Origin of the sequence: Streptomyces thermospinosisporus, assembly GCF_039526425.1 — a bacterium.
Classification (GTDB): domain Bacteria; phylum Actinomycetota; class Actinomycetes; order Streptomycetales; family Streptomycetaceae; genus Streptomyces; species Streptomyces thermocarboxydovorans.
Genome location: NZ_BAAAIZ010000115.1, coordinates 1 through 11,059, shown reverse-complemented (window position 1 = coordinate 11,059; position 11,059 = coordinate 1). Strand labels below are relative to the sequence as shown.

The 11,059-nt window shown below is 68.4% G+C and carries 14 protein-coding genes; 1 reads left to right on the top strand and 13 read right to left on the bottom strand.

Features of this window, described 5'->3' with window-relative positions; all coding sequences use genetic code 11:
• Window positions 1-139 precede the first annotated feature (139 nt).
• The 13 genes from ABD207_RS29055 to ABD207_RS28995 form a co-directional block, all read right to left on the bottom strand.
• Window positions 140-1,285 (bottom strand): tyrosine-type recombinase/integrase, encoded by a 1,146-nt coding sequence (locus tag ABD207_RS29055; RefSeq protein ID WP_344016213.1) that lies wholly within the window; start codon window positions 1,283-1,285, stop codon window positions 140-142.
• Complete coding sequence (locus ABD207_RS29050) at window positions 1,285-1,497, bottom strand: excisionase family DNA-binding protein (RefSeq protein ID WP_344016212.1); 213 nt, start codon at window positions 1,495-1,497, stop codon at window positions 1,285-1,287. Before ABD207_RS29050 ends, ABD207_RS29055 begins: the two co-directional genes overlap by 1 nt.
• Window positions 1,494-2,774, bottom strand: a complete 1,281-nt coding sequence (locus tag ABD207_RS29045) for a replication initiator (protein WP_344016210.1) — start codon at window positions 2,772-2,774, stop codon at window positions 1,494-1,496. Before ABD207_RS29045 ends, ABD207_RS29050 begins: the two co-directional genes overlap by 4 nt.
• Before the next feature lie 152 nt (window positions 2,775-2,926).
• Window positions 2,927-3,172, bottom strand: coding sequence for a SpdD protein (locus ABD207_RS29040; protein ID WP_344016209.1), 246 nt, complete (start codon window positions 3,170-3,172; stop codon window positions 2,927-2,929).
• Window positions 3,173-3,186: 14 nt separating this feature from the next.
• Window positions 3,187-3,381, bottom strand: a complete 195-nt coding sequence (locus ABD207_RS29035) for a hypothetical protein (protein WP_344016208.1) — start codon at window positions 3,379-3,381, stop codon at window positions 3,187-3,189.
• A gap of 9 nt (window positions 3,382-3,390) precedes the next feature.
• Window positions 3,391-3,585, bottom strand: coding sequence for a mobile element transfer protein (locus ABD207_RS29030; protein WP_344016207.1), 195 nt, complete (start codon window positions 3,583-3,585; stop codon window positions 3,391-3,393).
• Window positions 3,582-3,773 (bottom strand): RING finger protein, encoded by a 192-nt coding sequence (locus ABD207_RS29025; protein ID WP_344016206.1) that lies wholly within the window; start codon window positions 3,771-3,773, stop codon window positions 3,582-3,584. Before ABD207_RS29025 ends, ABD207_RS29030 begins: the two co-directional genes overlap by 4 nt.
• Window positions 3,774-3,792: 19 nt before the next feature.
• Window positions 3,793-4,419 carry a DUF2637 domain-containing protein gene (locus ABD207_RS29020; protein ID WP_344016204.1) on the bottom strand — a complete coding sequence of 209 codons (627 nt, stop codon included), beginning with the start codon at window positions 4,417-4,419 and terminating at the stop codon, window positions 3,793-3,795.
• A gap of 83 nt (window positions 4,420-4,502) precedes the next feature.
• Complete coding sequence (locus ABD207_RS29015; RefSeq protein ID WP_344016203.1) at window positions 4,503-5,876, bottom strand: FtsK/SpoIIIE domain-containing protein; 1,374 nt, start codon at window positions 5,874-5,876, stop codon at window positions 4,503-4,505.
• Between the two features lie 5 nt (window positions 5,877-5,881).
• A complete protein-coding gene (locus ABD207_RS29010; protein ID WP_344016201.1) occupies window positions 5,882-6,232 on the bottom strand; it encodes an SCO3933 family regulatory protein in 351 nt (116 codons plus the stop codon).
• 125 nt (window positions 6,233-6,357) lie between these two features.
• Window positions 6,358-7,086 (bottom strand): GntR family transcriptional regulator, encoded by a 729-nt coding sequence (locus ABD207_RS29005; RefSeq protein ID WP_344016199.1) that lies wholly within the window; start codon window positions 7,084-7,086, stop codon window positions 6,358-6,360.
• 89 nt (window positions 7,087-7,175) lie between these two features.
• Complete coding sequence (locus tag ABD207_RS29000) at window positions 7,176-7,613, bottom strand: ATP-binding protein (RefSeq protein WP_344016198.1); 438 nt, start codon at window positions 7,611-7,613, stop codon at window positions 7,176-7,178.
• A gap of 286 nt (window positions 7,614-7,899) precedes the next feature.
• Complete coding sequence (locus ABD207_RS28995; protein WP_344016197.1) at window positions 7,900-8,640, bottom strand: GntR family transcriptional regulator; 741 nt, start codon at window positions 8,638-8,640, stop codon at window positions 7,900-7,902.
• 80 nt (window positions 8,641-8,720) lie between these two features.
• Between ABD207_RS28995 and ABD207_RS28990 the strand changes: the two genes are divergently transcribed.
• Window positions 8,721-9,818 (top strand): DUF1152 domain-containing protein, encoded by a 1,098-nt coding sequence (locus tag ABD207_RS28990; protein WP_344016196.1) that lies wholly within the window; start codon window positions 8,721-8,723, stop codon window positions 9,816-9,818.
• Window positions 9,819-11,059: the final 1,241 nt, after the last annotated feature.

Genomic DNA, 11,059 nt, shown 5'->3' with positions numbered 1-11,059 from the left:
ATGGTAGAACATCAGCTTCCCAAGCTGAGAGCGCGAGTTCGATTCTCGTCACCCGCTCCATGCAAAACCCCCAGGTCATAGACCCGGGGGTTCTTTGTTGTCCAGACCAGTGGACGGATGCTGCACCACAACCGCACCATTAGCTCTCCGGCGGCTTCTCCTTGTGGTGCTTCGCGCGTTCAGCGCGCACCAAGTCGTCGAGCCCGGCGGCGACCTCCCGTTGCCGCTCCTCGTCGGAGTGCTGATAGATCAGCGCAGCCTTCTCGGAGGACTGGCCGGCGCGCACCATCGTGTCCCGGAGAGTGGCGCCCGAACGCGTCGACAGGGTGTGTCCGGTGTGACGAAGATCGTAGAAGCGGAAGCCGTCCGGGAGCCCCGCTGCTGCGCGAGCCCGACGCCACTTCCGCCCGAACGAGGTGCGCCGGAAGGCCGCCCCCTTCTCTCCCACGAAGACCAGCCCATCGGGACCCTTCTCGGCGAACCAGTCGAGGTGCCGCTTCACCTCCTTGTGGAGGAAGGCCGGGAGGACGACGACCCGGGCACCCGCTTCGGACTTCGGCGGGCCGGGGGCCCGCTTGCCGTTGGTCCGCTCGGGTTCGGCGACGCGCACGCGGATCACGAGGTTGTCCACGTCCACGTCACGACGGCGGAGGCCGGCCAACTCCTCGGGCCGCATCGGGCCGTAGGCGCCGAGGTAGACCATGAGCCGCCAGCGGATACCGATCGCGTCGGCAAGGGCGTCGACCTGGGCGACGGTGGCGATACGCCGTTCAGCGGCCGACTCCTTGCCCGCGCCTTTAATGCGGCACGGGTTGCGGCCGATCAGGTCGTCGTCGACAGCCGTCTCAAGAATTCCCTTGAGGAGGCGATACGCCTTGGCCACGGTCGTCTTGGCACCGGTTGCGCGGAGCCGTTCGGCCCGCCATTCACGGACGCGAGGAGCGGTGATCTCGTTTAGGTCGAGGGCGCCGAAAGTCGGAAGGATGTGGAGCCGGAGCAGGTGCCGATACAGGTCCTCCGTCCGAACGGCCAACTCCCGCTCCTCGACCCACTTCTCGGCGTAGACCCGGAAGTTGACGGCACCGGCGTCCGGGGCGCGCCAATCCCCGCGGCTCAGATCCGCCTCAACCTGGGACAGCCAGATCTCGGCGTCCTTCTTGGTATCGAAGGTCTGATCCGCGCGGATGCGCTCACCATCAGGCCCGAGGTAGGAAGCCGTCCAACGACCGGACCGGTACTGCCGCACCGCGCCGAAGCGCCGACGCCTGCCCTTCTTGTTGGCCATCAGGCAACCCTCCGCAGTCCGGCACGACGAAGCCTGACCGGCTCGACGGTGTGAGCCGTGATGAACTCCTCGACCGCGCTCTGCGGGATGCGCACATGCCGACCGACCTTCACGTACCGGATACGCCGCTCCTCGATCAGCCGCCGGGGGAAGCGGGCGGTCGTGCCTAGCAGTTCGGCCACCTGGTCCACGGACAGGTAGCGGTCGTTCATGCGGTGGGCTCTCCTTCCGTTCCGGGGGCGGGTTCGAGGGATGCGGCAAGCCAGGCTTCGGCACGGGAAAGGCCGGTGCCGGCGAACACCCAGTGCGCGAGGACGAGCGTGGTTTCCCCGTCCTGCGGGACGGGCCGAGCCGCTTGGGCGCGGCGCCATGCGGCGCGGGCGTCGCGGAGGGCGCCGAGGGTGGTGGAGTAGCGGCGGGACTTGGTGGAGAAGTGGCCGCGGAAGCCGAGCATGTGGGCCCAGGCCCGCAGGCGGAGGTGTTCCAGGTCCTTGCGTGCGCCGAGGGTCCAGGCGGTGCGGATCATGCGCCGGGCGTGTTCGGTGATCCGTGCCTGGGCCAGCTCGGCAAGGAGGCGGATCGGCCGGTCGAGGGTGCCGGTCGCCGTCTCGGCGCCCTTGGTGGCGTACTTGGCGATGTACGCCGCTACGGCCCGCTCGGTCAGCTCCTGGCCGTCGTCGAAGTCGGCGGAGCGGATGGTGCGGACGTCGAGCTGGCGGCCGAAGGCGAAGGTGTGGGCCCGTCCGTCGATCACCGGCCCGTCGACTCGCGCAGCGACGGCGGCGGCCCGGATGGCGTCGGTCAGCAGCTCGGCCGTGGCCCAGGCGGGGGGCGGAGTGTCGCCGCCGTCGGGGCCGTCGAGGCGGATGACGGCGTGGAAGTGGACGGCGCCGCGCTTCTGGTACTCGGCCACCTTCGCGAAGGAGATCCGCGCATGGTGCCGGAACGCCCGCTGTGTGAGGCCGGCCCGCTTGGCGACCTCCCGGCGGAGGTAGATCGAGAAGCGCCGCCACAGGGCGCCGGCGTGCGCGTTCCACAGCACGGCCGCTTCGTAGTCGTAGGACCCCGGGTCGAGGGGTGTGCCCAGGGTCGGGTCATCCTTGTCGTGCCGAGTGCCACAGCGGCAGTCACGGCCGCCGGAGGGGCGGTTGTGGACCGGGCCGAAGCCGGGAGCGGTGAAGGTGGCGAAGACGCGCGGGTGCGTGGCGACCCGTTCGGGGATGCCCTTGCCGCCGCGGAGCCCGGCGGTGATCAGGTGGTAGGTGTCGCGCCGGTAGGTCTCGGCGCAGGCCGCGCACCGGGTGGCGCGGCGGTTGTTGCAGCGGACGAGGAGCTGACCGGCGGGGAGGGCGGTCGAGTCCAGGTGGTGCAGGACGCGGCCGATCTCGCCGGTTGTCTTGTCGACGACGTACTCGGTGCGGTGGCCGTCGAGACGTACGGGGCGGGTGCAACCGCCCAGGCCGGAGAGTTGGCGGGCCAGCTCGGGCATGGTGCCGAGGGAGGCCAACGTGGAGAGTTCCGCCAGCGGGGGCGGAGCCTGCCGGGTGATGATGGGAGTTCCTTTCGGCTGTTTCGACGGTTGGGAGGGACGGCCCCGGGGCGGCGGGATGCTTGGCGGCTCGTTGCCGCCCCGGCGGCCGGTCAGCGCCTGTGCGCGCCGTTGACGAGGGAGCGCAGGACCACGGCGGCGACGGCCACGGACACGGCCGAGACGGCGAGGGCCGCCAAGAGCGCGGTGAGCACGATGCCGACGACGACCACAGCGGCGACCGCGCCCACGTAGGGGGTCAGGGGGCGGCCGGCGGAGGGCGCCGGGGTCTGGCTCTGCTGGTAGGTGCCGAGGGTCGTCGGCGGGGCGGGTATGTCGGGCAGCTTGGGGCGGAGCACGGCGGTCCTCCTTGTCAGTCGTGTGTGCCGTTGACGACCCCGACGCCGCTGCGGGTGCCGGACTCGATGGCGGGGGCCAGGAAGGTGTGGGAGAGCCAGAAGCCGAACAGCGCGATCACGACGGCGACCCAGATGCGGATGCCGAGGAACTTGATCGCGGCCCAGGTGATGACGCCCAGGACGAAGACGAGCGGCAGTGAGACGGTCACGGGAGCTCCTCAGCGCACGCGGCAGCGGTGGGTACGGGCGGCCAGCTCGGCGGCGGCGCGGCTGTCGTAGTCGGCGGCGAAGCCGCAGCGCGGGGCCGTGCAGGCGGCGGTGTGCTTCTCGCGGCCCCGGCCGTCGTAGTACGTGGCGACCTGGACGGGGCCGATACGGACGACGTTGCGGAAGCGGCGGTGGGCGGGCGTCACGGGGTCTCCTTGTCGTTTTCGCCGGTGAAGTCGGTGACGTGCTCGGCCAGCCAGCGCAAGATCTCGTCGCCCTCGTAGCTGTCGGCGGCGAGGATCACCGGTTCGGCGATGAGCACGGCTTCGGTGAGGCGGTTCTGTCGGGTCAGCTCGGCGGCGCGTTTCAGCGCGCGGAGCGTGGACGGACGCACGGTGGAAAGTCCTCCGGGGTCAGGTGAGTTGGGCGGAGATGGCTTCGGCCAGCGGCAGCGGGACGCCGAGGCGGGCACGAAGGGTGGAGGTGTCGATTGCCGTTCCGGTCCGGGCGCGGTGCTCGTCGGCGACCTTGCGTGCGAGCGTGACCAGCGCAGGCGGAACCGGAGTTGTCGAGGGCGGAGCCGGTACCGGTTCCGCGACGGGCAGTTCGGAGGAGGCAGGGACTTCGGACGCCACAGGTTCCGGGGCCGGCTCACAGTCGCCCGCCGGACCGTCCGCGGTTGCCCCGTGGACGAGCAACGTGCCGCCCAGGAAGGCGACCGCGGGCCATCCCGCGACGAGGATGCGCAGCCAGGCCGGTACGGCGCCCAGGTCGAGGAGCCCGGCCGTGGCGACGTTGGCGCCGAGCGAGGCGGTCAGCGCGACGAGGAACCAGCACCACCCGGCCGCTTTCGCCCCACCGGAGCGCAGCCGCCGCCAGGCCGCCACCAACAACAGGTCGACGGAGACCGGGTACGCCCACGCCTTCCATCCGTGCTGTCCAGCGGCCGAGGCCAGGTCGTGCAGGTGGGCGAAGGACAACGCAGCCGCGATCAGCGCTTGGACGAGTACGGCGTCGAGGCGGACGGGCAGGGCACGCACGGCACGACTCCTTCCGGTTCCAGGCATGGAGGGGGTAGGGACATGGCACGGGGCGGCCGTGCCGGCCGTGGGAACAGGTGGGGCTACTCGGCGACCGGGCGAGCCGTGGCCACAGGCCCGGATGCCTCCGCCGGTGTCGGCGGGACGTACGGCAGGAAGGGATCGAGCGCCGGTACGTCGGGGGCAAGGTGCGCCGTGGCGCGGCAGGTGGCCGCGGCGTCGGCGAGGGAGAGGTAGGGGGTACGGATGCGGGACCAGCCGCCGGAGGTGTCGCCGACGACGGCCAGGCCGGGCAGCTCGGGGGCGATGGCGCAGGCGGCCGTGACTGCTTCCTGTGCGATGTCGCCGAGCGCCATCTTGGCCGAGGCTTCGTCGTTCACGCGGTGGCAGACGCGGCCGGTGAGCTGGGCCCGGAGCATGGTCGCGCCCTTGCCCAGCTCGGCGCCGAAGCGCTGCCCACAGACTTCGAGGTAGATGCCGGCGGCGCGGCCGAGTTGGGCGAGCCGGATGAGCTGGGTGACCATCTCATCCCGCCGCTCCTCTTCCTTCCGCGTGGCGACGAGGAAGAGTTCGGCCACCTCGTCGATGAACAGCACGATGGGAGCGGGACGCTCGTCCTCCGGCAGTCCCCAGATGTCCGAGGTGATCAGTTCTTCCGAGGTACCGGGCGCGATGCCCTGCCGGGCCTTGATCAGGTCGTATCGGTCCTCCATTTCCTTCACGAGCACGGGAAGCAATTCGGCCGCCTGGTCCGGGTCGGTCGCCAGGGCGGAGAGCCGAGGCGCGAACGGCGCCAGCTCGACTCCGCGCTTGCAATCGATCCCGACTAGGACGACGGGCTGAGCGGCCAGCCCGGTCAGCAGATTCCGCAGGTACATGGACTTGCCCGACAGCGTGGCGCCGAGCACCAGCTCATGCGGCACGGTCCGGTAGTCCCGTACGAACGCGGTCGCGTCTTCCCGTAACGCCACCGGCACCCGAAGCGGGCCGGTATCGAGACGGCGGGGCATCCGCACCTTGCGCAGCACGTCGAAGCCGACGAGCCGCAGCTCGACGACACCCGGCTTGACGTCCCGCACGTGGACGGCATGGACGCCCCAGGCGTGCCGGAGCCGTTCGGCCGAGGCCGCCACGTCCGCCGGCTCCTGCCCCGGAGCCAGCCGCAGCCGCATGCGCAGACCGGTCGTGGTGGGCCGGATGATGCCCCGTCGAGGAGGCACCGGCCGGACCTCACGCCGGGTGGTCGCTCGGACGGCCAGCGCCCGCCAGTGAGACGGCTCGACGGTCAGGCCGCAGGCGTCCATGGTCGAGGAGTACGAGGCCAGCAGCCGGGCCACCGACAGCGGCAGCCCGACCGTGGACCAGTACGCCGCCGGGTAGGCGTGCCGGGCGTACGCGGCGCCGCCTATCGCAGCGAGCGGGCCGCCCAGCTCGGCCAGAGTCACCAGATCCGGCACAGTGATCAGCCCGCCTCGGCCATCGGGAAGGCGCCCGGGGTGACGGCGGTCGCCCGGTAGGCGATGCCGTGCCGCTGCTGGCCGTTGAAGACGCTCTGCCACGGCCGCGCCACCAGGCCCGGCAGCGAGACCGGAGCGCCAACCGTCAGCCCCTCGGACACGCCGCTCTCCGGGACGGTGACCTGGATCAGCGACGACTCGCCCTCGTCGATGTAGACGACGCCGACGGTCATCAGAACCTCACCGGTCACCGTGTCCTTGGCGATCTCACCGGTCTGCCGGTCGCGCACCTTCGGCGCCGGAGCCTCGGTGAGCAGGATGGTGGCGGTCGAGGCATCAACGCGGATCACACGCACAGGGATTGCTCCTTCGGAAGTCGATCAACTTGCCGACCTGACAAGTTGACTTAGCAAGTTCGACGCTATGGTTGCTAAGTTGACTTGTCAAGCTGCTATCGCGGGTGAATTACCCCAGATGCGGGTCAGTGCAGGCGGTAGGTGTCTTCGAGCTCCTGCCGGTCAGCCGGAAGGAGTACATCGGAGACCTGCAGGGCTTGACCGGAGGCGTCGCACGCGACGACCAGGACGCTCAGCACGGGAACGCCGTCCGGCAGCCCCAGCAGCTCGGCTTCATGAGCTTCGGGCAGGCGAGCGGAGACCCGCTCGGTCACGTGGTCGAAGCGGACCTTTTTCCGCACTTCGAGGTGCTTGCGAGTACTGCCGCTCAGGGGTTCGGCGCTCCCCAATTCGGTGCCCTCGACCAGGCCGGCGGGGAAGTACGACGAGACCAGCTCAACCGCTTCGCCGTCTTCCTCGACCAGAAAGCGGCGCATGAGGACGTCGGCCTTCTTCGGCAGGCCGAGCGCCGAGGCGACCCGAGCCGGGACCGCCACCCGCTTCACCTCGACCAGCCGGCCCGCACTCTGCGACTCGTCGCGCTCCAGCGCCTCGCGCCCCCGCCGGTCTTTCTGTTCAACGACTTCCGGACGGCCGCGGACGATCGTGCCGTAGCCCTGCCGGGACTCAAGCCACCCGTCCCGCTTCAGCAGCTCCAGCGCCCGCACGACGGTCGGCCGGGACATCCCGAAGGCTTGCACCAGCTGGTTCTCACTGGGAACGCGGGTCCCTGGCGCGTACGTGCCGTCCTCGATACGGCGCTGAATCGTCTGCGCGAGGCGCACGTACTTCGGTGGCTCCACTTCATACGCCATGAACGCCGCCTGTCGAGATTGGCCAAGTCAACTGGTCAACCAAACTAGCAACAGATTCAAGGCGACAGTAGAAGGGGAGGGTGATCCGATCACGTCGGCCAGGCATCGGCCACGACGAAGGAGACGACGGTTCCGCCGAAGTGGCTGGGTCCGGAGTGCCAGGAGTCGGCGATGGAGTCGACCAGGAGCAGTCCCCGCCCGTGCGCGTCGTTGGCGTCCGGGTGCCGCATCCGCACGTTCGCGGGGAAACCCGGGTTGTGCACCTCGACCCGGAGCGAGGGCCCCTCGCGGAACCACTCCACCCGCACCAGCCAGGGCTCGTCCGACCGCCCGTAGCGGATCGCGTTGGTCACCAGCTCCGAGATCATCAGGACGCAGTCGTCGACCGAGCAGGCTGGCTCATAGGGAGTGATGAACCGCCGGAACCAGCGCCGGGCCCGCGGCACCGACTCGGGCTCCGGATGCAGGGTCATCGCTCCGAGCCGTGCCGAGCCGGGGCCGACGTAGCGTTCGATCATGAAGGCCATGCGCGCTCACTCCTTGCCGCTGCCGTCGCAGTCGAGGCAGCGCCGCTTCGACGTGGCACGGCTGCGGTCATTGGCCGTGGAGAGCGCCAGAGCCGTTCGGGAGCCGACGCGCTTCCACCCACGCCCCCGGCATCCTCGGCAAGCTAACCGCACGCCCTGTTCCGGCCGCCGACTCGTCACGTCGTGCCTCCCTCCGATCCAAGTGGCCTTAGCCACTTTGTGGATAGTGGCATTAGCCACTTGGTGCGCGCAAGCGGTTCGCCGCAACCGGCGAGCCGTCGAGCCGTCAGGTGAGCGGGTAGCCCTGCTCGAACGTCCAGCGGTGCGGAGGATAAGTGGCCTCGGCGAACTCCAGCGGCCGGTCCTGGAGGTCGAAGACGACGTGATGGACGACGAGCACCGGAGCTCCCGGCTCCAACCGCAGGTCGGCGGCCTCCTCGTCCGTAGCGGCCCGAGCGCACATGCGGTCCTCGGCGTAGCTACCTTGACGCCCCGTCATCTTCTCGACGTACATGAGCGTCCCTTCCTGGATCCGCTCAGGGTCCATGAGCCTGGGCGCACGCCGCCCAACGTCCGGAGCGAACCACGAGGTGGACAGCGTGATCGGACCGTCCTGGTTGTTCGTCACGCGCCGGCGGTGCACGGCTCGACGATCCTTCACCAGACCCAGGGCCTCGGCCACGTAATCCGGGGCCTCCATCCAACCGGCCGAAGTGATCACCGCGTACTCACCCGGCGTGTAGATCTTCCCTGTCTGCCGAGCGCGCCCATACAACTCCCGTGCACGGCGGTTGACTTCGAGACTGCGCACGTACGTCCCCGAGCCCTGGCGCTTCTCGACCAGACCCTGATGGCTCAGCGCTTCCAGCGACCGTGCGGCCGTGGGCCGGGACACGTTCCAGTCCGCGGCAAGCTGTCGCTCCGAAGGAACCTCGTCGCCCGGTCGCAGGTCACCCCGAAGGATCTGATCACGGATGTAGTGCGCGATCTGGAGATACTTCGGCTGAGCCTCCTCGATCTGAGGCATCCGCCCTCCTAGTCCAAGTGGCTATGGCCTTTGGCCACTATAGGGTGAGTGGCCAATCTGTGAACCCGTAGTCTGAGCGCATGACGCGGTTGATCGTCGCAGCAGGAGGAGGGGGCGACGCAGTCGCCGCCGCCATGCTTCACGCCGCCCTGTACGGCGACGAGGCCCCGGCGGTGATCCTCACGTACGCGTGGGACCGCCTCCTGATCGACCCGCTACCGGGCCCGCGACGAGCCGCCGACTTCACCGGCCTGGAACCCATCAGCCCAGCCGTCTGGTCAGTGCCGGCGCAGGCCCGCCCGGTCGCCCCCGCGGGCTCCACACTCCCCCGACTGGCGGCGGAACTCCCGCACACCTTCGCACTACTCGACCCCTACCAGGGCGCCGAGGGCCTCACCCGTCAGCTCGAAGACTTGGTGAGCCACCTGGAGCCCGAGTCGATCGATCTCCTCGACGTGGGTGGGGACATCCTCGCGCGCGGCGACGAGCCGACGCTGAAAAGCCCGCTTGCCGACGCCCTCACGCTGGCCGCGTGCTGCCAGGTGAACGCTTCCGTGCGACTCCTGGTCGCGGGACCGGGCCTGGACGGTGAACTTCCGCCGGACAAGGTGGCCAGCTTGCTGGGCCCCGTCGTCCACACGCTCACCGCGAGGGACGCGGACACGATCAGCTCCATCCTGGAGTGGCACCCGTCCGAGGCGACCGGGATGCTCGCGGCGACAGCCAGGGACGTCCGGGGAACATGCGAGATCCGGGATGCAGGACTTCCCGTGTCGCTCACGGACGAGGGCCCGCGGGTGCACGAAGTCGACCTGGACGACGCCATCAGCCGCAACCAGCTCGCCCGAGCCATCATGGCGACCGAGACGCTGGACGAGGCCGAGGCCCACAGCCGCGAAGTCTGCGGCTACTCGGAGATCGACTACGAGCGCAACAAGGCTCTGTGGCTCACGGAACAGCAGCCGACGAAGCTGAACCCGGAAGCAGTCTTGGCCCGGCTCGACCAGTTCGAGGCCGAAGCCCGAACCCGCGGAGTCACCCACACGACGTTCCGCCGCCTCACCGAGGCCCTGAACCTCAGCGGCTCGCAGCGCGATGAGTTGCGCCAACTCCTCATCAGCAGCCGACCAGAGCAGTACGAGGCGCCCCTGTGGCGCATCCCGACAGTCGTTGAGTAACAACCTTCTTCACGGGTTAAATACAGAACGTGTTGGGTGGGCAGGCTGTATTTCATCCACACGTCCTTCCCGTACTCCAAGGCCTTGTCTTTGTGGCCTGCGGCCGTGATGCGATGAAACCCGAGCTGCCGAAAGAGCGGCAACAGCACTTCTTCTATCAGTTCATCCTCGGAACAATTGTCTAGGTAGGATGAAAGCTTGTCTCGCCGTTCCAATTCGGCCACCGAGAAGGGGCGGTGCGGATTCGGGGAGGGTGCCGAGATGTTATTTGTTGCGATATGCCGTAGATAGCATTTCCGATCTGGCGCATAGAAGGCCTCAAATCCTTCACGCGCTAGGCAAGAATTTAGCTGAGCAAGAGCTCCCTGTCGTGATTCATCTTCGTTCAGCGCGTCAGCTGGATCCATAAGTCTATCGATCACCCGGGAGAAAGTGTCGGGCAAGGCATTCGAACCCGTTTGCGGTTCCTCCAAGATTTTTTCAAGCGTATCGGCTACCCAATATTGACGTGTGGTGCCGTCATGTTCATAGTCAGTCTCAACATCAGCGAAAAACTCTGTGAGATACTTGCTGCTCCTGTAAACAAAGAAGCTCTCTTCTTGCGGAAAATTGCCGCAAATGAGGTCGCCGAGCTGCATTAGCGTACGCCTTTTGAATCCCATCGGAGCCTCCCCGTCGAGTCGCCTTTGCCCAGCACATGACAGTATGTCCCCTGTCGCCCGTCGGAAGCTGCTGCTTTTCAGAATCGAGGTTGGAAGCCTCGCGGGTAGGTTGGACTGGCGGCAAGCGCTAGCAGTCGATGAAGAGGTCGTTCCAGAGCTGTGCCCCAGGTGCGGGGAACCACGGGGAGCACCGGGTACCAACTCGGCTGCCTGGAGAGCCGAGGCAGCTCCGCCGCAGATCAGCTCGCCAACTAGCCCTCTAGCAAACCAAGCTCAGGGCTCGCGCACCGTGATCGCGAGGTCGGCCGTCGTGTCTACTCTGGTCAACAACACAACCCGTGGCGTGGCTGAGGCCTGTAGACGTGCAACGTGGCTGCTGGCTGCCGTCGGCTGAGATTCATGCCACAGCCATGCCAGATACAGGGGTCAGCCGCGGTCAACGCCGGTGCCCCGGGTCCAGTGCTCGCCTGCTGCCTCGGCCAGCGAACCGCAGCTGGGCTCCTCCAGACTCTCTCCTAACCTCGCGCTTTCATGAAGCGGGCTGTCCGGCAGGCGGTCAGGAAAGCAGAAAGTGCCCCT

Coding starts and splice junctions, on each gene's coding strand:
- ABD207_RS29000 (WP_344016198.1), bottom strand. CDS start 7,613: ATGGCCTTCATGATCGAACGCTACGTCGGCCCCGGCTCGGCACGGCTC.
- ABD207_RS29005 (WP_344016199.1), bottom strand. CDS start 7,086: ATGGCGTATGAAGTGGAGCCACCGAAGTACGTGCGCCTCGCGCAGACG.
- ABD207_RS28990 (WP_344016196.1), top strand. CDS start 8,721: ATGACGCGGTTGATCGTCGCAGCAGGAGGAGGGGGCGACGCAGTCGCC.
- ABD207_RS28995 (WP_344016197.1), bottom strand. CDS start 8,640: ATGCCTCAGATCGAGGAGGCTCAGCCGAAGTATCTCCAGATCGCGCAC.
- ABD207_RS29055 (WP_344016213.1), bottom strand. CDS start 1,285: ATGGCCAACAAGAAGGGCAGGCGTCGGCGCTTCGGCGCGGTGCGGCAG.
- ABD207_RS29050 (WP_344016212.1), bottom strand. CDS start 1,497: ATGAACGACCGCTACCTGTCCGTGGACCAGGTGGCCGAACTGCTAGGC.
- ABD207_RS29045 (WP_344016210.1), bottom strand. CDS start 2,774: ATGCCCGAGCTGGCCCGCCAACTCTCCGGCCTGGGCGGTTGCACCCGC.